This window comes from Escherichia sp. GZ89 (assembly GCF_019366485.1).
In the GTDB taxonomy this organism is placed as follows: Bacteria; Pseudomonadota; Gammaproteobacteria; order Enterobacterales; family Enterobacteriaceae; genus Escherichia; species Escherichia fergusonii.
In genome coordinates, this window is the sequence record NZ_JAEOHX010000001.1 from 308674 (window position 1) to 331259 (window position 22586).

Genomic DNA, 22586 nt, shown 5'->3' on the forward strand with positions numbered 1-22586 from the left:
ACCACCGCCCGCTTGCTGAATTAACGTCCTGCTTTCAGCTTCTGATAATACTCTTCATAAATGCTGCTGGCTGCGCCAACGTCATTCTGCCATTCACCATTTTTAATGGTTTCAGCATCCGGGTAGAGCGTCTTGTCGTTCGCTATTTCCGGGTTTAACAGCTTACGCGCGGCGAGGTTTGGCGTTGGATAACCGATAGTTTCAGCAACCTGTTTTGCCACATCCGGGCGCAGCAGGAAGTTGATCAATTTCAGCGCGCCTTCTTTGTTTTTGGCATTTGCCGGGATCGCCAGGCTGTCCATCCAGAAAATGCCGCCTTCTTTCGGCCACACCACATCAATTGGCGTACCCGCCTGGCGTGCCACGAAAGCAGAACCATTCCAGATCATGCCGAGGTTAACTTCGCCTTCCATGTACGGGTTAGCCGGGTTATCGGAGTTAAACGCCGCGACATTTGGCATCAGTTTTTTCAGCTCGTTGTATGCAGCTTCAATCTCTTTCGGATCGGTGGTGTTACCGGAGTAGCCCAGCTTACGCAGCGCCATCTGGAACACTTCACGGGCATCGTCGGTCAGCAGCAGGCTGCCTTTGTACTCAGGTTTCCACAGATCGGCCCAGCTGGTGACAGATTTCGGATCCACCGCATCACCGTTAACGCCAATCGCCGTCGCACCCCAGATATACGGAATGGAATAGTCGTTATTCGGGTCAAACGGCTTGTTGAGCATGTCTGGATCGAGGTTGCTGAAATTGCTTAACTTCGACTTGTCGATCTTCTGGATCATCCCTTCTTTACGCATTTTATCGACGTAATAGGTTGAAGGAACCACCAGGTCATAGGCACCGTCTTTGTACGTTTTCAGCTTCGCGTACATGGTTTCGTTCGACTCGTAAGTCGAATAGATAACCTTAATACCGGTTTCTTTGGTGAACTGTTCAAGCAGTCCTGGCGGCACGTACTCGGTCCAGTTGTAGAAATACAGCGTGTTGTTGTCATCGGCGTGAGCGGCGCTCATGCCCAGTGCCAGAGCACCCGCCGCGAGCAGGTGGCGTGACCATTTTTTCATTTAACGTCCCCTGTGTTACCTTTCGTTTTATCACGAGCAATAAGCTGGCTGGCAATTACCATCACCAGCGACAGCACCAGTAATATGGTTGCCAGCGCGTTAACTTCCGGCGATACGCCGACTTTGACCATCGAATAAATTTTTAACGGCAGAATTTCATAACTCGGCCCGGTGACAAACGAAGAAACCACCACGTCGTCCATCGACAGGGTAAAGCTTAACACCCAGCCCGCCGCTACCGCTGGCATTGCCAGTGGCAGAATGATTTTTCGCAGAATAGTAAATTCGCTGGCACCGAGATCTTTCGCCGCTTCCAGCATTCGCACATCAAAACCTTTCAGGCGCGAATACACCGTCACCACCACAAACGGCAGGCAGAAGGTGATATGTGAGAACAGCAGCGACCAGAAGCCAAGCTGAATACCCAGCAGCATAAACAGCACCAGCAGAGAAATCGCCATCACAATATCTGGCGACATCATCACCACAAACAGCATTCCGCTTACGAACGGCTTACCACGAAAGCGATAACGGTACAGCGCAACTGCCGTCAGTGAACCGATAAGCGTAGCAAACGTCGCCGAAAACACCGCCATCGTCAGTGAATGCTGAGCTGCCTGCAACAGACTGTCGTTGTTCATCAGCAGGCTATACCATTTGGTGGTAAAACCCTGCCAGTTGATGCCAAAGCGCGAGCTGTTGAAAGAGTTCACAATCAAAATAATGATTGGGATATACAGGTACGCGTAGATAGCGGTCATAAAACCGCCGCGAAGCAGTCGACCGATCATTCGAGTTCCACCTTCTTATTCAGCAAACGAGAAGCGCGCCAGTAAACCAGCAACATCAGGCCCATTACGATAGTCAGCGTAATGCTGGTGGCTGCACCAAACGGCCAGTCACGAATATTGAGGAACTGTACCTTTATGACGTTACCGATCAGCAGGTTTTTCGCACCGCCCATCAGGTCGGACACATAGAACAGGCCCATCGCTGGCAGCATCACCAGCAGACATCCGGCAATAATCCCCGGCATCGTCAGTGGGATAATGATGCGGATAAAGGTCTGCAACTTGCTGGCACCGAGATCGCGCGCCGCCTCCAGCAACGGCTTATCCAGTTTTTCGATACTGGAGTACAGCGGCATCACCATAAACGGCAGCAGAATGTAAACCAGACCGATTATCACCGCGCTGGGCGTGAACATGATGCGAATTGGTGTATCGATAACGCCCAGCCAGAGCAAAAGCTCGTTAAGATAGCCTTTGGTGCTGAGGAAAATTTTCAGCCCGTAGATACGAATCAATGAGTTGGTCCAGAACGGAACAATCAGCAGAAACAGCAGCAGCGGACGCACCTTGTGTGGCAGCTTTGCCAGAAACCAGGCAAACGGGTAGCCCAGCACCAGGCAGGCGAGGGTGGCGATCAGCGCCATATTCAGCGAGTGCAATAGCACTTCAAAATAAAGCGGATCGAGCAGTCGCGTGTAGTTATCCAGCGTAAAGACCATTTTGACGAAACTTGCGTCGTCGCGGGTCAAAAAGCTGGTGCCAATGATCATCAGGTTGGGCAGAAAGACAAACAACACAAGCCAACCGACAATAGTGACAATCACTACATTCTGGAACTTACTTGTGTTCTTCATCAGCCAGTACGACCTCCCAGCTTTCTACCCAATTAATGGCCATTTTTTGGTCGAGAGAGTGGTCAAAGTCAGGATCGTCTTCATTGAAGAATTCGCTGACCATCACCATCTTGCCATTTTCCAGTTCAACAACCGACTCCAGCGTCATGCCTTTGTAGTTACGCTCGCGAACGTAACCAATCAATCCTTCGGCTTCGTTATCATCGTTGATCTCTTCGACGCGCAAATCTTCCGGGCGCAGCAGAACATGCAGTTTTTGCCCCGGTTCAACGGCGAAGTTAACGTAGATATTACATTCGCGACCTTCGACGTTTGCCCTTACGCGTTGTTCATCAAGACGCTCCAGCACCGTAGCGTTGAACATATTGATTTCACCGATAAACCCGGCAACAAACAGGTTTTTCGGCTCTTCGTAGATTTCACGCGGTGTGCCGTCCTGCTCTATACGTCCGTCACGCATCACGACGATGCGGTCTGACATGGTGAGCGCTTCTTCCTGATCGTGAGTGACGAAGACGAAAGTGATGCCGAGCTTACGCTGTAGCGCTTTCAGCTCGTTCTGCATCTGTTTGCGTAGTTTGTAGTCCAGTGCTGAGAGCGACTCATCCAGCAACAACAGACGAGGCTTGTTAACCACCGCGCGGGCAATGGCTACACGTTGCTGCTGACCGCCAGAGAGTTGGTGCGGTTTACGCTGAGCAAAAGACTCCAGTTGCACCATACGCAACGCTTCCGTCACACGGGGAGCAATTTCAGCTGCCGGTGTTTTTTGCATGCGCAAACCAAAAGCCACATTCTCGAAAACGGTCATGTGGGGGAAAAGTGCATAGCTTTGAAAAACAGTGTTCACATAGCGATTTTCAGCCGGAACATGTGTGATGTCTTCGTTATCCAGCATGATGCGCCCGGAATCGACAGTTTCCAGACCGGCAATCAAGCGAAGAACGGTTGTTTTACCGCAGCCAGAGGGGCCAAGCAGCGTTAGAAATTCACCGTTATTGATGGTCAAATCAAGGTTCGAAATGACCTCTTTACCATCGAAACTTTTGCGAATTCCGGCTAGTTGCACCAGCGGTGAAAGCGAACGGGGTTGTTTATTCAATTTTTTACTCTGTCCCATGTAAACGCAACGGATGGCTTACCGCCGCGGGGTTTGTGGTTAACCACCTTGATGACTCGTAATGAGGGCCGTAATTCTACGGCAAACCGCTGTATTCGCCAATGTTTGTTGTGAATTACTGGCTTAGCCTTATATTCAATTAAGGAATGTTGATAATTTTCCGGCTTGCAGGGCTAAAAGTGACCTGACGCAATATTTGTCCTTTAGCGCTTATTGATAATGTTGTCACAAAAAGTGAGGGTGACTACATGGATAAACTACTTGAGCGATTTTTGAACTACGTGTCTCTGGATACCCAATCAAAAGCGGGGGTGAGACAGGTTCCCAGCACGGAAGGCCAATGGAAGTTATTGCATCTGCTGAAAGAGGAGCTCGAAGAGATGGGGCTTATCAATGTGACCTTAAGTGAGAAGGGCACTTTGATGGCGACGTTACCGGCTAACGTCCCTGGCGATATCCCGGCGATTGGCTTTATTTCTCATGTGGATACCTCACCGGATTGCAGCGGTAAAAATGTGAATCCGCAAATTGTTGAAAACTACCGTGGTGGCGATATCGCACTTGGGGTAGGTGACGAAGTCTTATCTCCGGTCATGTTCCCGGTCCTGCATCAGCTGCTGGGTCAGACGCTTATCACCACGGATGGCAAAACGCTGTTAGGTGCAGATGACAAAGCAGGTATTGCAGAAATCATGACCGCGCTGGCGGTATTGCAACAGAAAAACATTCCGCATGGTGATATTCGCGTCGCCTTTACCCCGGATGAAGAAGTGGGTAAAGGGGCGAAACATTTTGATGTTGACGCCTTCGATGCCCGCTGGGCTTACACCGTTGATGGTGGTGGCGTAGGTGAACTGGAGTTTGAAAACTTCAACGCCGCGTCGGTCAATATCAAAATTGTAGGCAATAACGTTCACCCGGGCACAGCTAAAGGTGTAATGGTGAATGCGCTGTCGCTGGCTGCACGTATTCATGCAGAAGTTCCGGCGGATGAAAGCCCGGAAATGACAGAAGGCTATGAAGGTTTCTATCACCTGGCGAGCATGAAAGGCACCGTTGAACGGGCCGATATGCACTACATCATTCGTGATTTTGATCGTAAGCAGTTTGAAGCGCGTAAACGCAAAATGATGGAGATCGCGAAAAAGGTCGGGAAAGGCTTGCACCCGGACTGCTACATTGAGCTGGTAATTGAAGACAGCTACTACAATATGCGCGAGAAAGTCGCCGAACATCCTCACATTCTTGATATTGCACAACAGGCAATGCGTGATTGTGGTATTGAACCGCAGTTGAAACCCATTCGAGGCGGTACTGATGGCGCGCAGCTGTCGTTTATGGGATTACCGTGCCCGAACCTGTTCACTGGTGGTTACAATTATCATGGCAAACATGAATTTGTGACCCTGGAGGGTATGGAAAAGGCCGTGCAGGTAATTGTGCGTATTGCTGAGCTGACAGCTAAACAGAATTAATCCTTACGTAAAAACTGCCGAATGGTTTCAACCACCGGCAGTTTTTTTTAGTCTTTAGCGACGCGAACAATTTGCGTCAGGCGAGACGGTTTCTCTGCAGTTGTTTTTTGCGGTGCGGTAGCATAAGCCGTTTCAACGCAAACAAACGTTTTATAACCGTCGTCAGGCATATCGCCCATGCTGATCGACAGCGCCGGGCCGGGATTCCAGCCGACAACGTTGAGATGATTGCGATGTTCAACGTCAATTTTACGTTTCAACGCCGCGTCAGCAATCACACTACAGGTCTGAGGATTTAAGTAAACACGATCAGTTCGATCCGGGAAAGTCTGTATACCGTCGCTCAGTACACCTTCTTTGGCATCATTGACTTTATCGATGTAACGATCACCCAGTCCACTAACTTTGACTTCTGCGATATCGCCGACATTGAAGTAGGTATGCAGGGCAGAAGTGGTTTCGAAATCGCCGTGTGCTTCCAGCTCCATCTCACAGGTTTTACCCACTTTGAAATGCGCTAACAGCCTAAAGTCATGCGGCCAGTATTTTTTTGTCGCTTCGCTGTGGCTGAGTTCAAAGGTTAACGCGACGCCGTTGGCATTTTCCTCATGAGATTTTAGTTTCCAGGGCAGGTTACGCGCAAAACCATGTGCTGGCAGACCTTGTTGAGCTGCCGGACCGAACCACGGCCAGCAAATCGGCACACCACCACGAATAGCGACGCCAGTTTTAAAGGGGGTATTGTTGCTCAGCCACAGAACTTCTTCTTCGCCAGTTGGTTTCCATGAGAGCAGGTGGGCACCCTGCAAAGCAAAAGAGGCTTTTACCTGCGGATGATCGACAACAATCACATCGAGTTCATCCAGTTGGCGGCGGGAAAGGGCCGCTGTGATTTGTTCGATAACCGGAAGGGCAAAAATTTTCTTAATCATGACGCAGTCCTTTATCTTCAGGCAAAAAAAAGAGCGACCGAAGTCGCTCTTAGAGATCACAGTATCATCTCAACTTATTTGGAGATGTGAGCGATCAGGTCCAGTACTTTGTTGGAGTAACCAGTTTCGTTGTCGTACCAGGATACCAGTTTCACGAAGTTGTCGTTCAGTGCGATACCAGCTTTAGCATCGAACACGGAAGTGCAAACTTCGCCGTTGAAATCGGTAGATACTACGTCGTCTTCGGTGTAACCCAGAACGCCTTTCATTTCGCCTTCAGCGGCAGCTTTAACAGCAGCTTTGATCTGCTCGTAAGTAGCCGGTTTTTCCAGACGAACGGTCAGGTCAACTACAGATACGTTCGGGGTAGGAACGCGGAACGCCATACCAGTCAGTTTGCCGTTCAGTTCTGGCAGTACTTTACCTACAGCTTTAGCAGCACCGGTAGAGGACGGGATGATGTTCTGAGAAGCACCACGGCCGCCGCGCCAGTCTTTGTGAGACGGGCCGTCAACAGTTTTCTGAGTAGCGGTAGTTGCGTGAACGGTGGTCATCAGGCCTTCGATGATACCGAAGTTATCGTTGATAACTTTAGCCAGCGGAGCCAGGCAGTTGGTGGTGCAGGAAGCGTTAGAAACGATGTCCTGGCCAGCATATTTGTCAAAGTTAGCGCCTTTAACAAACATCGGGGTGTTGTCTTTGGAAGGACCAGTCAGAACAACTTTTTTCGCACCAGCAGTGATGTGCTTACGAGCGGTTTCGTCAGTCAGGAAGATACCGGTTGCTTCAGCAACTACGTCAACACCAACTTCGTCCCATTTCAGGTTAGCCGGATCACGTTCAGCGGTAACACGGATTTTTTTACCGTTAACGATCAGATGACCGTCTTTCACTTCAACGGTGCCGTCGAAGCGACCGTGAGTGGAGTCATATTTCAGCATGTAAGCCATGTAGTCAGCGTCTAACAGATCGTTGATTGCAACAATCTCGATGTCAGAACGTTTCTGCGCAGCACGGAAAACAATGCGACCGATACGGCCAAAACCGTTGATACCTACTTTGATAGTCATATATTCCACCAGCTATTTGTTAGTGAATAAAAGGTTGCCTGTAAAATTACAAAAACCTTACGCAGCGTCAAGCGGAATCGTGTCAATCATTGCGACAAATCAATCCTATGCTTACGCATTGTGCAGCTGATTCGCCTCACTCTTCCTTTGGGCTTGAGACCACATGGGGGCGGCGCCCAGAATTTTAAAGGGCAGGAGAGATAAAAAAGTGATGTGCGTCACGAATCACAACCTGCCATTTGGTTAGATACAAGTTTAGAACAAAAGTTGACGCCTGGCTGTTAATGTTTTGTTAGAATCGGTCGCGTAATACGAGCCTGATTAAAAGCGAGATGTTAGCAAATGGCGAATAAACCTTCGGTGGACGATCTCAAAGAAAATTTGTCCGAAATGCAGTTCTACGTCACGCAGAAACATGGCACCGAGCCGCCATATACCGGGCGTTTGCTGCATAACAAACGCGACGGGGTATACCGTTGTCTTGTTTGCGACACGCCGCTGTTCAACTCCCAAAGTAAATATGACTCCGGCTGCGGTTGGCCAAGTTTTTACGAACCTGTTAATGAAAATTCAATACGATATTTAACAGATTTATCTCACGGTATGGAGCGCATAGAGATTCGTTGTGGTCATTGTGACGCTCATTTAGGGCATGTTTTTCCTGATGGTCCGCAGCCCACAGGTGAACGTTATTGCGTCAATTCGGCCTCACTAAGTTTTACTGACGAGCAAAGTGGCGACCAAATTAAAGGTTGATAAAACGATTCAGCAAATTATTCCATGGGAGCGCAACCAGCATGAATTTTGACGACATCATTAACAGTATGACCCCCGAGGTATATCAACGCCTGTCTACGGCTGTTGAATTAGGTAAATGGCCCGATGGTGTTGCTCTGACGCCAGAGCAAAAAGAGAACAGTATGCAACTGGTGATGTTATGGCAGGCGCGCCACAACACCGACGCACAGCATATGACGATTGACACAAATGGTCAGATGGTGATGAAAAGCAAACAGCAATTGAAAGAAGATTTTGGGATCGCTCCGAAGTCGTTTGCGACGCTGAAAGTGCAGTGAGTTGGGTGACAGACAAAAACAGAACGGGTGACGTGTCTGAAATTTGTCACCCGGTTAAACTTTACTCCTGCGTCTCTTGCCAGTCTGCCAGCGTATATAACGTAGCACCAGCAACAGACATTTCCATAAATGCCTGAGCGCTATCTTGTGGGTTAATATTCACTCCCCGGCAACCATCAGTGATGACGTTGACACGGTAACCCAGTTGCAGGGCATCCAGAACAGTAAATTTAACGCAGTAGTCAGTGGCAAGACCCATAATTATCAATTCGCCAATATTATGTTCACGTAGCCACTCATCCAGCGTGGTTTTTTGCCGCCGCCCGTTATCAAAAAAGGCGCTATAGCTATCAACTAACGGATTCTCGCCTTTGTGAAAAATGCGATTGATAGCTTTTTGTTTCAGCAAAGGATGCAATGCAGCACCTTCGCTATTCTGTACACAGTGATCAGGCCAGAACGTTTGTGGTAAACCGTCAAGCATTCCCTGGCTGTAGACTGCAACCTGATGCTGACTGGCAAAGCTGCCGTGATTAGCCGGATGCCAGTCCTGGCTGGCGATAACCGGTATATCCCGTGATTGACACCAGTTAATCAGCTGGTTAGCAATATCAACGGTGTTGTCACCTTCCGGTACAGCAAGCGCACCTCCGGCACAAAAATCATTTTGCAAATCTACCAGTAGCAGAGCGCGATGCGTCATCAAAATCTCCTTAGTCATCTGGCGTAAGCTCGCCACGCAAGTTTTCAGTCATGACTTGACGAATAGTCTGGGTATCCAGCCCCTGGCTGAGCAAATAATGCAACTTCGTCAGCGTAGCTTCTACTGTCATATCAGCTCCACCAATGACGCCCGCATGGGCCAGTGCATTACCCGTTGCATAACCGCCCATATTCACTTTGCCAGACATGCATTGGGTAAGATTCACCACCACAATTCCACGCGAACTTGCTTCTTGCAGTTCTTGCAAAAACTCTTTGTTTTGTGGCGCATTCCCGACACCATAAGAACGAAGAATCAGCGCTTTCACCGGCTGGCGGAGAAAATTGCGGATAACATCAGCAGAGATCCCTGGGTAAATTGTCACCACCCCAATAGGTTGTGGTGTGATCGGGTGAACGATCAGCTCTCCCTGACCTTGCGGTGCTGCTGGTGTTGACAGACGGCGAATGTGAATCCCGGCTTCAAGCAATGGGGGAAGATTAGGTGAGGCAAAGGCATCAAAACCATCGGCATGGGCTTTGGTCGTACGATTACCCCGATACAGACGGTTATTAAAAAATAGTGTGACTTCGTTAATCGGGTAATTAGCTGCAACATACAGCGCATTGAGCAAATTGATCTGCCCGTCAGATCGCAGCTCGGCTAAAGGTATTTGTGACCCTGTCACTATTACAGGTTTGCTCAAATTCTCCAGCATAAACGAGAGTGCGGAAGCGGTATAAGCCATGGTATCTGTACCATGCAAAATGACAAATCCGTCGTACTCATCATAATGGGCCTGAATATCTTCGGCGATATGTTGCCAGTCCTGAGGCGTCATATCGGAAGAATCCATCAGCGGCGCATATTCATGGATGGTAAAATCCGGCATCTCCGGGCGATGGAATTCCGGCATCAGTGCTAACTGACGTTGAAGATGCCCTGAAACCGGAATATAACCCTGTTCTGAGCGTTGCATACCGATTGTACCGCCGGTATAAGCCACATAAATTGATTTCTTGTGCATGATGGTTTTAAAGTGGTGATTAGCGGGGAGAAGTATAACGTCAGGATTATAAAAAGGCAGCATTTGCCGCCTTTGGTTGAATACTCAACGAGAGCAAATTTAATATTTATTGCACTTAATCTTTCAGCTCATAAGTTACGGTGGTCACTACCCGAACAGTTTTTTTCACTGATGCGGGATCATCGTTGTCGCTACCACTGGCAAGGATCTGGAATACCCCTTGTGACGCATCTCTGATTGATCCTACCTGGCTACCAGAATCGGCAGCGAATTGCAGTGCCGCGTTACGGGCATCTTTGGTGGCGGCAGCGATCATTTCTGCGCGTAATGCACTGATACCATTGAAGCTATAGAAGAGGGATGTGTCTGTAATGGCACCATTGGTTGCGGTTTGTAACTCGTTGATTTTGGCCACCGCTTTTTCAACAGCCACAACGTTATGAGTTTTTACCGTGACAGAACCATAAACATTAAGACGCGGCAGATTGGGATCGTCTTGCAGGTAATAGCGATCTGTCCGTTTGGTTATCCACTGCCCTGGCTGGATTTCATCATCCTTAATTCCAAGAGATTTAAATGTGGCAATAATTTGATTTTGTACGGCATCCAGTTTCGGGAATAATTCTTCGGTAACATTGGCATTACGGGTGATTGATACAGTTAACTCTGCTGTATCGGCCTGAACTTCTTTTTCAGACAAGCCCCGGACATTAACGTAACGATTATTGGGTTTTAAATGCTGGATACCATCACCAACGAAATAACCACAAACGGCGATACCGGCACCAAGAATAATAGCGGCTAAAAGAGGAGGAACTTTACTCACTGATGTCTCCTTATCACATTGATTTTCACCTGAGCGAAGGCACTCTAGTCTTGTTATGCCGTGAAAAACAGTCTGATTCTGGAGACAAAAAAATGTGGCCGCAGAAGAATTTCATTGGCCACATAATTTGCTGATTTAACGCACGTTGGCACAGGTCAGGCAGAATGCATAACGATTTTGTGGATCATTAAATGCTGCCAGTTTATCGCTTTCAGCTTTTACCGCACTTGCCGCTGTTGCCAGCGGTGCCGGAAGCATCGCCTGAATAGCCTGCGGTAACATTGCGCGAACGGAACCAGACATGCTATCGACAACCATATCGAAGAACGTCGGTTCATCCTGATAGTAATTGATACTCCACTGTTTCAACTTCGCCAGCTCAGCCGCTTTAGCAACCGCATCATCGAAATCACCGAGACTATCGACCAGACCATTTGCTTTGGCATCTTCGCCAGTCCATACGTGACCCTGCGCAATTTTGTCTACCTGTTCTGGTGTTGATTTACGCGCATCGGCGACCAGAGTGATAAAGCGTTTATAGCCATTTTCAATGCTTAACTGCATCATCTGCTGCACTTCTGTGGGTAATGACTGTGTAACAGACATATTCGCCAGTGGAGAAGTGGATACACCATCGGTGTGAACGCCAATGGAATCAAGGCTATTTTCAACGGTATTAATTACCCCAAAAATACCGATAGAACCCGTCAGCGTGCTGGGGTTGGCGATGATGTAATTAGCCGGCGTGGAGATCCAATAACCACCGGAAGCGGCCATTCCACCCATCGACACTACCACCGGTTTACCCGCTGCTTTCGCTGCAGCCAGTTCGGAACGAATGACCTCTGAAGCCGTGACACTTCCGCCTGGGCTATTAACACGCAATACAATCGCTTTCACTTTTGGATCAAGACGTGCATCGCGGATTTGCGCTGCTGTAGTGTCACCACCGACATTACCCGGTGTTTCTTCACCGTCCATAATCGCGCCGTTGGCAAAGACCACACCAATCATCTCTGGTGTTTTCACTGGAGTTTTCAACGCATAGTCATAGAAACTGATCGCACGATAATTTTTATCGGCTTTGCTCCAGCCAAATTGCTTGGTCAGTGCTTTTTCGACATCAGCACTGGAGCCCAGCGCATCAACCAGTTTATGGTCGAGTGCGTATTGTGCAGTATCGCCGCCCAGTTTAGTCAGATCAGCAATCATCGCCTGGGCACCGGGGAAGACTTGTTGGGCAGAAATTTGCCGATTGGCGGCAATAGTGTTGAGATAGTTCTGCCACAGTTCGCCAACCCAGCGGCTGTCAGCTTCACGGGCTGCCGGAGACATATCATCGCGAATAAATGGTTCAACAGCTGATTTATAAGTCCCAACGCGGAATACATGAGTGGAGACTTTCAGCTTATCGAGCAGGGATTTGTAGTACAGGCCATTAGTTGCAAAACCATGTAGATCAACCGTGCCCTGAGGGGAAAGCCAGATTTTGTTGGCGAAACTGGCCAGATAATACTGCCCCTGGGTATAGCTTTCACCAATAGCAATCACGGGTTTACCACTGTCACGGAACTCACGTAGTGCTTTGCCGATATATTGCATCGACGGTTGATCTGCACCCGCAAAGTTTTCCAGATCCAACACAATTCCGGTGATATTGCTGTCATCTTTCGCCTGACGAATCGTATTAACGATGTCAAACAATGAGTTTTCTTGCAGACGTTCAGAGCTGGCGCCAAATAACTGGCGACCAATCACCCCCAGTCGGTGATTGTTGGAGGGTTTATCCACAATTACACCGGAGATATCCAGCAGCAATGCGCCCCGACTGGCGGAGTCGCTACTGCCATTACTGCTGACTTGCATCCAGATACCGACACCGATCAGCACCAGGAAAATAAATAACAAATTAAGGACCATTTCACGGACAAAGTTGAGCAGTCGCCATGTCCATTTAAAAAATCCGGCTACAAATCGCCATAGGGTTCGCATGTATTCTCCCTTCGTAAAATTACGTCTGGTACAGACGCATAAGATGTGGCTATCGTAATGATCAGGTTGCCTCTTGTCAGCAGGAATCACTGTCTGCGCTGTAACAAATTCTGCGTCCGTGTTAATTTTGTGAATAAACACCATGACAGGAGTTAACAAAATGGATGCACTTGATCTGCTGATTAACCGCCGTAGCGCTTCTCGCCTGGCAGAACCTGCACCTGCGGGTGAACAACTGCAAAATATTTTGTGTGCCGGAATGCGTGCACCGGACCACAAGTCCCTGCAACCGTGGCATTTCTTTGTTATTGAGGGCGAAGGACGTGAACGTTTTAGTGCTGTTCTGGAACAAGGTGCGCTGGCAGCCGATAGCGATGAAAAAGCCGTTGATAAAGCGCGTAATGCCCCCTTTCGTGCGCCACTGATTATTACCGTGGTTGCGAAATACCAGCAAAATCATAAAGTTCCACGTTGGGAGCAAGAAATGTCCGCGGGATGTGCTGTTATGGCAATGCAGATGGCAGCAGTGGCACAAGGTTTTGGGGGGATTTGGCGTAGCGGGGCGTTAACTGAAAGTCCGGTCGTTCGTGAAGCATTTGGCTGTGGTGAAGACGATAAAATCGTCGGTTTTCTCTATCTGGGTACGCCACAACTGAAAGCCTCAACGACAATTAACGTGCCAGACCCGGCGCCTTTCGTCACATATTTTTAAAAATATCCTGGAAACTGTCTGGATTCTGAGCAAAGGCTCCAGAATCCGGACACTCTCTCTTACTACATAACGGAATGAGGGTTACCATACCCCGATTGCATTGACAGGAGATGTCCATGAGCGAGAACTCGATTCGTTTGACCCAGTACAGTCACGGTGCAGGTTGCGGCTGTAAAATTTCCCCAAAAGTGTTGGAAACCATCCTCCACAGTGAACAGGCGAAGTTTGTTGATCCGAATTTGCTTGTGGGTAATGAAACCCGCGATGATGCGGCGGTGTACGATCTGGGCAATGGCACCAGTGTCATCAGCACCACCGACTTCTTTATGCCGATCGTTGATAATCCTTTCGATTTTGGCCGCATTGCGGCGACTAACGCCATCAGCGATATCTTTGCGATGGGTGGCAAACCGATTATGGCGATTGCGATCCTCGGCTGGCCGATCAACAAACTTTCCCCGGAAATTGCCCGCGAAGTAACCGAAGGTGGACGTTATGCATGTCGTCAGGCGGGTATTGCGCTGGCTGGCGGTCACTCTATCGATGCGCCTGAGCCGATTTTTGGTCTGGCGGTGACGGGAATCGTACCGACCGAGCGGGTGAAGAAAAACAGCACCGCACAAGCCGGATGCAAACTGTTCCTGACGAAACCGCTGGGGATAGGCGTTCTCACCACAGCCGAGAAAAAATCGCTGCTGAAACCGGAACATCAGGGACTGGCGACGGAAGTGATGTGCCGGATGAATATTGCAGGCGCGTCCTTTGCCAATATCGAAGGCGTAAAAGCGATGACCGACGTTACTGGTTTTGGTCTGCTGGGCCATTTGAGCGAAATGTGTCAGGGTGCTGGTGTGCAGGCGCGCGTCGATTATGAGGCGATCCCGAAACTGCCGGGTGTTGAAGAGTATATTAAGCTGGGCGCAGTACCTGGCGGCACCGAACGCAACTTTGCCAGCTATGGTCATCTGATGGGTGAAATGCCGCGTGAAGTGCGCGATCTACTGTGCGATCCGCAAACTTCTGGCGGTCTGCTGCTGGCGGTTATGCCGGAAGCAGAAAATGAGGTCAAAGTTACAGCCGCCGAGTTTGGCATTGAACTGACGGCGATTGGCGAACTAGTGCCAGCGCGCGGCGGTCGTGCCATGGTTGAGATTCGTTAAGTCGATGCGGTTGTTTATTGCCGAAAAACCGAGTCTGGCGCGCGCCATTGCTGATGTCCTGCCCAAACCACACCGGAAAGGCGATGGCTTTATCGAGTGCGGCAATGGTCAGGTGGTGACCTGGTGTATCGGTCACCTGCTTGAGCAGGCGCAGCCAGACACCTACGACAGCCGCTATGCGCGCTGGAATCTGGCTGATCTCCCCATTGTCCCGGAAAAGTGGCAATTACAGCCCCGACCCTCCGTGACCAAACAACTTAATGTCATCAAACGCTTCCTGCATGAAGCCAGCGAAATTGTTCATGCCGGAGACCCGGATCGTGAAGGGCAGTTGCTGGTTGATGAAGTGCTGGACTATCTGCAACTGGCACCGGAAAAGCGCCAGCAGGTACAACGTTGCTTGATAAACGACCTGAACCCGCAGGCGGTTGAGCGGGCGATCGATCGTCTTCGATCCAATAGCGAGTTTGTACCGCTGTGCGTTTCTGCGCTGGCGCGAGCACGAGCCGACTGGTTATACGGCATCAATATGACCCGCGCGTACACCATTCTCGGTCGTAATGCGGGTTATCAGGGCGTGCTTTCCGTGGGACGCGTGCAGACGCCCGTGCTCGGGCTGGTGGTGCGCCGCGATGAAGAGATTGAAAACTTCGTGGCGAAAGACTTCTTTGAAGTCAAAGCGCATATCGTGACACCTGCCGATGAGCGGTTTACCGCTATCTGGCAACCGAGCGAAGCGTGTGAACCGTACCAGGATGAAGAAGGGCGCTTGTTACATCGTCCGCTGGCGGAGCATGTAGTTAACCGCATCAGTGGTCAACCGGCTATTGTCACCAGCTATAACGATAAACGGGAATCAGAATCCGCGCCGCTGCCGTTTTCGCTTTCGGCGTTGCAGATTGAAGCGGCAAAACGCTTTGGTCTGAGCGCGCAGAATGTGCTTGATATTTGCCAGAAGCTGTACGAAACGCACAAGTTAATCACTTATCCGCGTTCCGATTGTCGCTATTTGCCAGAAGAACATTTTGCCGGACGCCACGCGGTGATGAATGCTATCAGCGTCCATGCGCCGGATCTGTTGCCGCAACCAGTGGTAGATCCAGATCTGCGCAACCGCTGTTGGGATGACAAAAAGGTCGATGCGCACCACGCCATCATCCCGACCGCGAGGAGTTCTGCCATCAACCTGACGGAAAACGAGGCGAAGGTCTATAACCTGATTGCTCGTCAGTATTTGATGCAGTTCTGTCCGGATGCGGTGTTCCGCAAGTGTGTTATCGAACTGGAAATAGCCAAAGGCAAATTTGTCGCTAAAGCCCGTTTTCTAGCTGAAGCAGGCTGGCGCACGCTGTTAGGCAGCAAAGAGCGCGATGAAGAAAACGACGGTACGCCGCTGCCTGTGGTGGCGAAAGGCGATGAGTTGCTGTGTGAAAAAGGCGAAGTGGTAGAGCGGCAAACGCAGCCACCGCGTCATTTTACCGATGCAACACTGCTTTCGGCGATGACCGGGATCGCGCGCTTTGTGCAGGACAAAGATCTGAAAAAGATCCTTCGTGCCACCGATGGTCTGGGGACAGAAGCAACCCGTGCCGGGATTATTGAACTGTTGTTCAAGCGTGGCTTTCTGACCAAAAAAGGGCGCTATATCCACTCCACCGACGCCGGAAAAGCGTTATTCCATTCGCTGCCAGAAATGGCTACGCGACCGGACATGACCGCGCACTGGGAATCGGTGCTGACGCAAATCAGCGAAAAGCAGTGTCGCTATCAGGACTTTATGCAACCGTTGGTGGGGACGTTGTACCAGTTGATTGATCAGGCCAAACGTACGCCGGTGCGGCAGTTTCGCGGCATAGTGGCTCCAGATGGCGGAGAAGGAAATAAAAAGACTTCATCACGTAAGCGAGCAGCGAAAAAAAGCCCGCCAGCAGATGAAGCTGGAAGCGGGGCGATAGCGTAAGCGCGCGAATCTTTCGTGCTATTCGAGTCATATTCTGAAATATCCAGCGGATCAAGAAAATTCGTTGGATATTTTTTTTGCATGGATAAAATTATCGCCTCTAAAGTATGTAATAACAGGGAATGTAATGAATAAAGTTTTATTACAAAACCATCCTGGGAGCGAGAAGTATTCTTTCAATGGCTGGGAAATATTTAATAGTAATTTTGAACGGATGATTAAAGAAAATAAGGCCATGCTGCTTTGTAAGTGGGGGTTTTATTTAACATGTGTTGTCGCTCTAATGTTTGTATTCGCAGCTATAACATCCAACGGTTTGAATGAAAGAGGCTTGATTATCGCGGGATGCTCTTTTCTTTATCTATTAATTATGATGAGTCTTATTGTTCGGGCCGGTTTTAAAGCAAAAAAAGAACAACTGCATTATTATCAGGCTAAAGGTATTGAGCCGCTCAGTATCAAGAAATTACAGGCGCTACAATTGATCGCACCTTATCGATTCTATCATAAGCAATGGTCTGAAACGCTGGAGTTCTGGCCGCGAAAGCCTGAATCTGGCAAAGATACCTTTCAATATCATGTGCTTCCTTTTGACTCGGTCGATATCATCAGTAAAAGACGCGAGTCTTTAGAGGATCAATGGGGTATCGAAGATAGCGAAAGTTATTGTGCCTTAATGGAGCATTTTCTTTCTGGCGACCATGGAGCCAATACCTTTAAAGCGAACATGGAGGAAGACTCAGAGCAGGTTATCGCCTTGTTGAATAAATTTGCTGTTTTCCCCTCAGACTATATCTATGATTGCGCTAATCATCGCTCCGGTAAATCCTCGGCGAAGCTAATATGGGCGGCGGAATTATCATGGATGATCTCGATATCGAGCACAGCTTTTCAAAACGGGACAATTGAAGAAGAACTGGCCTGGCATTATATAATGATTGCTTCTCAAAAGGCGCACGAGTTGTTCGAAAGCGAAGAAGATTATCAAAAAAATAGTCTAATGGGATTTCTTTACTGGCATATCTGCTGCTATCGCAGAAAGTTAACGGATGCTGAACTTGAAGCGTGTTATCGTTACAACAAGCAGTTTTGGGAGCACTACAGTAAGAAATGCCGTTGGCCCATCAGAAATGTTCCCTGGGGAACATCATCCATTAAATACCCATAAACGCCTGAAATTTTGCCGGGGGCGCTGCACTTGCCCGGCCTACATTAGAGCGTAATTGCAATGAATTATGCCCATTTGTAGGCCCGATAAGCGTAGCGCCATCAGGCATTTACAACTTAAATCACGCCCTGATTCAACATTGCATCGGCTACTTTTACAAAGCCTGCAATGTTCGCGCCCTGTACGTAATTGGTCTGCTTGCCTTCGCCGCCGTATTCCACACAAGAATGGTGAATATCGAGCATTATGTGATGCAGGCGAGCATCAACTTTTTCGGCTTTCCAGCTTAAACGAGCAGCGTTCTGCGCCATTTCCAGACCAGAGGTCGCTACGCCACCAGCATTGGCTGCTTTACCCGGGGCAAACAGTACACCTGCGTCAAGGAACAGGTTCGTAGCTTCGATGGTGGTCGGCATGTTTGCACCTTCCGCGACCGCTTTCACGCCATTGGCGATCAGAACCTGAGCGGCTTCGACATCCAGTTCGTTCTGAGTGGCGCATGGCAGAGCGATATCAACCGGAACAGACCATGGCTGCTGGCCTTCGAGATACACCAGACCAAACTCTTTGGCGTAATCTGCAACACGACCATCACGACTGGATTTGATTTCGATAAGGCGCGCCAGTTTCTCTTTGGTAAAGCCACTTTCGTCCACGACCGTACCGCTGGAATCAGAAGCGGTGATCACACGGGCACCGAATTCCATGGCTTTCTCGATTGCGTACTGTGCAACGTTACCAGAGCCGGATACCGAAACACGCATTCCTTCGAAGCCCAGACCATGGCGTTTCAGCATGGCTTCAGCGAAGTACACCAGACCATAACCAGTAGCTTCTGGTCGAATCAGGCTGCCGCCAAAAGAGAGACCTTTACCCGTAAATACGCAAGCGCTGTTATTAGAAAGCTTACGCATCATACCCGCCATAAAACCAACTTCACGACCGCCTACGCCAATATCGCCTGCCGGAACGTCAGTGTCTGGCCCCAGATGACGATAAAGCTCCGTCATCAGTGCCTGACAAAAACGCATCACTTCGCCTTCACTTTTACCTTTAGGATCGAAGTCACTTCCGCCTTTACCGCCGCCCATAGGCAGAGTGGTCAGGGCGTTTTTGAAGGTTTGCTCGAAGCCAAGGAATTTAAGAATGGAAAGATTTACAGATGGGTGGAAACGCATACCGCCTTTATACGGACCAATAGCGGAGTTGAACTGAACGCGCCATGCACGGTTAACTTGTACCTGACCGCGATCATCAACCCAAACTACGCGAAACTGGATGGCACGCTCTGGTTCAACCAGACGTTCCAGTAATGACATTTGACGATAACGTGGGTTCTGCTCAAGAAACGGCCACAGGGTGGTCATTACTTCACGAACGGCTTGCGCGAATTCGGTCTGATGCGGATCGCGCTTTTGTACATGGTTGAGGAAGGACTCCAGAGAACATGTCTGATCCATAGATATAAAAACCCCTTATATATTAGAGTGATGTTATTGATGCTGTTTGTTATTCAATGCATTTGCAGTTTTCGACTATACCATCAGCAATGTGACGGTAAGCAAGAAAAAAATGACTATGCTAAGCAAATTAATAACGCAAAAGGGGTCATAACCAAAAACGATGATGTGTAGAGGGTAAAGTTTACCCAACGTAATGCCGTTATATACTCATCATAATTCAAGTTGCATGTGCTTCATCTGCGGGGGATTCGTCCCATCAATGAACCCAGGGCCGACGCAAGCGTTGTTCTGCAACGCGAATTATTTAGAGTGTATTAAGGCAAGTTGCATTTTTATAAGGAATATCCATGCGCAATTTAACGGTGTTTTTTGGTCTTCTGATATTGCCCGTTGCTGCATCCGCTAATCCACAGTATCGCCCTGATGTAGAAGTGAATGTGCCCGCAGAGGTTTTCAGCTCTGGTGGTCAGCGTTCTGCGCCATGTAATCAATGTTGTATCTACCAGGACGAAAACTACTCAGAAGGCGCGGTCATTAAAGTGGAAGGTGTTCTCTTGCAGTGCCAACGTGATGAGAAAACTCTCAGTACGAATCCGCTGGTCTGGCGCCGCGTAAAGCCATAAATGCCTCCAGAAGTGGGATGTCGGCAGGTGCCAGCGGATAGCACATTGCTTCTGCAGGTGAACACCAGACCAATGCCTGATGCTCATGGGCCTGTAATGTGCCGTAGAACTCAGGAACATGCCAGGCATGAAGATGAATGATACGCCCGGAGACTTCCCGCTGGTGGCTGGCAATGTAGTCACCAGGGCGAGCGTCGATCCCCAGTTCCTCATGCAACTCGCGTATCAACGCTTGCGGTTGGCTTTCTCCCGCTTCCACTTTACCTCCGGCAAATTCCCATAAACCGGCTTGATCTGTATGAACGGGGCGCTGAGCCAGTAAGATTTTGCCATCTTTTTCGATAATGGCGGCAACAACATCGATTGTTTTCATAGCTACACGAATAAGTCACAAAAATGCCATAATATCAGATTGCTGACCAGGTGCGCTTGTTCATGCCGGATGCGGCGTGAATGTATTACCCGGTCTGCAAAACGAGTAAATTTAACAGATTGCGGAGATCATGTAGAGGCTGATATGTGTAGCGCATCTGGCAATTTTGTGTTTGTCATCAGCCTTATAAGATCTGCTCATTTGCCCAATCAGAAGGGTTTTATGATTAAGGAACGCCCGTGTTAGACCGTCATCTTCATCCACGGATAAAACCGTTGTTGCACCAATGTGTACGGCTACTGGATAAACCTGCCATTACCCCTGATGGCTTAACGTTGATCGGTTTTGCTATTGGAGTGCTGGCATTACCGTTTTTGGCGCTGGGCTGGTATCTGGCGGCGCTAATCGTCATTTTGTTGAACAGGCTGCTTGATGGTCTGGACGGCGCGTTGGCGCGGCGAAGAGGACTTACCGACGCGGGTGGCTTTCTCGATATTTCTCTCGATTTTCTTTTTTACGCGCTGGTGCCTTTTGGGTTTATCCTCGCCTCACCGGAGCAAAACGCCCTGGCAGGCGGCTGGCTGCTGTTTGCGTTTATCGGCACGGGCAGCAGTTTTCTCGCTTTTGCTGCGCTGGCAGCGAAACATCAGATTGATAATCCCGGTTATGCGCATAAATCGTTTTATTATCTGGGCGGGTTAACCGAAGGCAGCGAGACGATTTTGCTGTTTGTTCTGAGTTGCCTCTTGCCAGCTTATTTTCCGTGGTTTGCGTGGGTATTTGGTGCGTTGTGCTGGATGACGACCTTTACGCGGGTGTGGAGTGGGTATCTGACGCTGAAGTCGCTCCAGCGCCAGTAATTGCAATGTTATTTGCTGCTTTCCGGGCCGCGCTCACCGGTTGCTACGGGATTTTTCGGATCGCTGCTCCATTCATACCAGCCGCCATCATATACGGAGACGTTATTCCAGCCCATTGCGCGCGCATACATAAAGGTTTCTGAGGCGCGCCAGCCGGTGCCGCAGTAGAATGAAACTTGCTGATCTGGTTTGATATTCCATGCTTTCCACATAGCGGCAATATCATCGGCGCTACGCATGGTGCCATCCGGGTTATGGAAATCTTCCATATGCGTCGAGTCGCTACCAGCGTGTCCCCAACGGGCTCCGGCTATTTCACCTTTTGGCTTAATATAGCTGTAACCACTGGTCGTACCGATAAATTCTGGCCACGAACGAATGCTCACCAGCGATGCATCCTGGCGATGCAGCAGCCCACGGGCCTGTTCCATATCAAGCATCAACTGCGGTTGCGCCGGGATCTTCACGCCGAAATCCGGTTCAGCTTTCACTTTCGGTGGCGTTCCGCGCTCAACAGGCAGTCCCGCGTCGGACCAAGTTTGCCAGCGGCCGTCCAGCAGGCGCACATCTTTCACCCCTGCATAGAGCATAATCTGTGCTACACGCGCTGCTGCGTATACATCACGACCATATAGAATCACCGTGGTGTCATGACGAATGCCATGCTTTGCCAGCATCGCTTTCAGTTGTTCATCAGAGACTTTATTCCACAGCGGTTCGCTTTCCACTTCATTGGTATCGATGTAATCCGCGCCGGGAATATGGCTGATAAGGTAAAGCTTAGGAGCGCCCCAGGCCGCTTCAATGACTTTCCAGTCACCGGCAGGTTTCGCCGTAACCTCTTTACCCTGTTGCAGGTCATGTAGCCATTGCGGGTAAACCAGCTGCTCAAAGTGCGGCAGTTTTTGCAGACGGGAAGGTTCGCTTAGCGCGTCACTCAAAATGGATATATGCGTAAAGCCTGCTTTTTGCAGACGCGTTTTGACGGCGTTGACATCTTTGTCATTACCGTACAGCGCCACCGGAGCATCGGCTTTCAGGTTATGTTGCTTGATCCACGCGTTGAGTTGTTCGGTGCTCATTTTGTCGAGCCAGCTAGCAGAAAGGTTTAAGGCGGCAGGTTCATGACCGGAAGGGCCATTTAAGGTTTGTGGCCAGCCGTTATAAAACGCGCTGGGGCGAGTATCTATCGCTTTGCCATTTTGTTGTTGAAGCTGGTCAAGAGTAAGAGGCTTCGCCAGTTCAGCGGCCCACGAAGAAGCGCAAGCCAGCCCTAAAGCCATTGCCAGCGCGGTCATTTGAGAAACACGTTTCATCGAAAATCCCGACATTGT

At 49.4% G+C, this 22586-nt stretch carries 22 protein-coding genes; 9 read left to right on the forward strand and 13 right to left on the reverse strand.

Going from position 1 to position 22586, the window contains the following annotated elements; all coding sequences use genetic code 11:
- Window positions 1-20 precede the first annotated feature (20 nt).
- From potD to potA, 4 genes are read right to left on the reverse strand one after another with little or no spacing between them, the layout of a single operon-like run.
- Window positions 21-1067, reverse strand: coding sequence for a spermidine/putrescine ABC transporter substrate-binding protein PotD (gene potD / locus K0335_RS01505; RefSeq protein ID WP_104919681.1), 1047 nt, complete (start codon window positions 1065-1067; stop codon window positions 21-23).
- On the reverse strand, window positions 1064-1858 hold the full coding sequence (gene potC, locus K0335_RS01510; protein ID WP_000580316.1) for a spermidine/putrescine ABC transporter permease PotC: 795 nt from the start codon (window positions 1856-1858) through the stop codon (window positions 1064-1066). Before potC ends, potD begins: the two co-directional genes overlap by 4 nt.
- Window positions 1855-2712: a spermidine/putrescine ABC transporter permease PotB gene (potB, locus tag K0335_RS01515; protein ID WP_000799410.1), complete on the reverse strand. Its 858-nt coding sequence runs from the start codon at window positions 2710-2712 to the stop codon at window positions 1855-1857. Before potB ends, potC begins: the two co-directional genes overlap by 4 nt.
- Complete coding sequence (gene potA, locus K0335_RS01520) at window positions 2696-3832, reverse strand: spermidine/putrescine ABC transporter ATP-binding protein PotA (RefSeq protein WP_000531585.1); 1137 nt, start codon at window positions 3830-3832, stop codon at window positions 2696-2698. Before potA ends, potB begins: the two co-directional genes overlap by 17 nt.
- 248 nt (window positions 3833-4080) lie before the next feature.
- On the opposite strand from potA, the gene pepT reads away from it, so the two are divergent.
- The gene (gene pepT / locus K0335_RS01525; RefSeq protein WP_104919682.1) at window positions 4081-5307 is read left to right on the forward strand and encodes a peptidase T; all 1227 of its coding nucleotides are present in this window, start codon (window positions 4081-4083) and stop codon (window positions 5305-5307) included.
- Window positions 5308-5354: 47 nt separating this feature from the next.
- Here the strand turns inward: pepT and K0335_RS01530 are convergent, their stop codons facing one another.
- Both K0335_RS01530 and gapA read right to left on the reverse strand, forming a co-directional pair.
- Entirely contained in the window at window positions 5355-6239 is an 885-nt protein-coding gene (locus K0335_RS01530) for a D-hexose-6-phosphate mutarotase (protein ID WP_000591745.1), read from the reverse strand.
- A 74-nt stretch (window positions 6240-6313) separates the two neighbouring features.
- Complete coding sequence (gene gapA, locus K0335_RS01535) at window positions 6314-7309, reverse strand: glyceraldehyde-3-phosphate dehydrogenase (RefSeq protein ID WP_002431573.1); 996 nt, start codon at window positions 7307-7309, stop codon at window positions 6314-6316.
- Window positions 7310-7651: 342 nt separating this feature from the next.
- On the opposite strand from gapA, the gene msrB reads away from it, so the two are divergent.
- Together msrB and K0335_RS01545 are read left to right on the forward strand one after the other, a co-directional pair.
- On the forward strand, window positions 7652-8065 hold the full coding sequence (gene msrB, locus K0335_RS01540; protein WP_001284628.1) for a peptide-methionine (R)-S-oxide reductase MsrB: 414 nt from the start codon (window positions 7652-7654) through the stop codon (window positions 8063-8065).
- Window positions 8066-8106: 41 nt separating this feature from the next.
- Entirely contained in the window at window positions 8107-8385 is a 279-nt protein-coding gene (locus K0335_RS01545; protein WP_002431572.1) for a YeaC family protein, read from the forward strand.
- Window positions 8386-8446: 61 nt separating this feature from the next.
- Here K0335_RS01545 and pncA read toward each other — a convergent pair whose 3' ends face one another.
- From pncA to sppA, 4 genes are all read right to left on the reverse strand, one after another.
- Window positions 8447-9088, reverse strand: coding sequence for a bifunctional nicotinamidase/pyrazinamidase (gene pncA, locus K0335_RS01550; RefSeq protein ID WP_000149683.1), 642 nt, complete (start codon window positions 9086-9088; stop codon window positions 8447-8449).
- Between the two features lie 10 nt (window positions 9089-9098).
- Entirely contained in the window at window positions 9099-10115 is a 1017-nt protein-coding gene (gene ansA / locus K0335_RS01555; protein ID WP_015953356.1) for an asparaginase, read from the reverse strand.
- Window positions 10116-10230: 115 nt separating this feature from the next.
- Window positions 10231-10941 carry an SIMPL domain-containing protein gene (locus K0335_RS01560; protein WP_000049044.1) on the reverse strand — a complete coding sequence of 237 codons (711 nt, stop codon included), beginning with the start codon at window positions 10939-10941 and terminating at the stop codon, window positions 10231-10233.
- Window positions 10942-11076: 135 nt separating this feature from the next.
- Window positions 11077-12933, reverse strand: coding sequence for a signal peptide peptidase SppA (sppA, locus tag K0335_RS01565; RefSeq protein WP_001259888.1), 1857 nt, complete (start codon window positions 12931-12933; stop codon window positions 11077-11079).
- 160 nt (window positions 12934-13093) lie between these two features.
- On the opposite strand from sppA, the gene K0335_RS01570 reads away from it, so the two are divergent.
- The 4 genes from K0335_RS01570 (at window position 13094) to K0335_RS01585 (ending at window position 17933) form a co-directional block, all read left to right on the forward strand.
- A complete protein-coding gene (locus K0335_RS01570; protein WP_219393701.1) occupies window positions 13094-13645 on the forward strand; it encodes an NAD(P)H nitroreductase in 552 nt (183 codons plus the stop codon).
- A 116-nt stretch (window positions 13646-13761) separates the two neighbouring features.
- Window positions 13762-14805, forward strand: a complete 1044-nt coding sequence (gene selD, locus K0335_RS01575; protein WP_024256863.1) for a selenide, water dikinase SelD — start codon at window positions 13762-13764, stop codon at window positions 14803-14805.
- Window positions 14806-14809: 4 nt separating this feature from the next.
- Window positions 14810-16765 carry a DNA topoisomerase III gene (gene topB / locus K0335_RS01580; protein ID WP_104919684.1) on the forward strand — a complete coding sequence of 652 codons (1956 nt, stop codon included), beginning with the start codon at window positions 14810-14812 and terminating at the stop codon, window positions 16763-16765.
- Window positions 16766-16892: 127 nt separating this feature from the next.
- Entirely contained in the window at window positions 16893-17933 is a 1041-nt protein-coding gene (locus K0335_RS01585; RefSeq protein ID WP_104919685.1) for a DUF1266 domain-containing protein, read from the forward strand.
- 116 nt (window positions 17934-18049) lie between these two features.
- Here K0335_RS01585 and gdhA read toward each other — a convergent pair whose 3' ends face one another.
- Complete coding sequence (gdhA, locus tag K0335_RS01590) at window positions 18050-19393, reverse strand: NADP-specific glutamate dehydrogenase (protein WP_046077497.1); 1344 nt, start codon at window positions 19391-19393, stop codon at window positions 18050-18052.
- A 350-nt stretch (window positions 19394-19743) separates the two neighbouring features.
- Here gdhA and K0335_RS01595 point away from each other — a divergent pair, with 350 nt between their 5' ends.
- Complete coding sequence (locus K0335_RS01595; protein WP_001245247.1) at window positions 19744-20019, forward strand: YnjH family protein; 276 nt, start codon at window positions 19744-19746, stop codon at window positions 20017-20019.
- Here K0335_RS01595 and K0335_RS01600 read toward each other — a convergent pair.
- Window positions 19979-20392 (reverse strand): pyrimidine (deoxy)nucleoside triphosphate diphosphatase, encoded by a 414-nt coding sequence (locus K0335_RS01600; RefSeq protein ID WP_046077498.1) that lies wholly within the window; start codon window positions 20390-20392, stop codon window positions 19979-19981. The genes K0335_RS01595 and K0335_RS01600 overlap by 41 nt on opposite strands.
- A 239-nt stretch (window positions 20393-20631) precedes the next feature.
- Between K0335_RS01600 and K0335_RS01605 the strand changes: the two genes are divergently transcribed.
- Window positions 20632-21252, forward strand: a complete 621-nt coding sequence (locus K0335_RS01605) for a CDP-alcohol phosphatidyltransferase family protein (RefSeq protein WP_046077499.1) — start codon at window positions 20632-20634, stop codon at window positions 21250-21252.
- An 8-nt stretch (window positions 21253-21260) separates the two neighbouring features.
- Here K0335_RS01605 and ynjE read toward each other — a convergent pair whose 3' ends face one another.
- The gene (ynjE, locus tag K0335_RS01610; RefSeq protein WP_219393702.1) at window positions 21261-22568 is read right to left on the reverse strand and encodes a thiosulfate sulfurtransferase YnjE; all 1308 of its coding nucleotides are present in this window, start codon (window positions 22566-22568) and stop codon (window positions 21261-21263) included.
- Window positions 22569-22586: the final 18 nt, after the last annotated feature.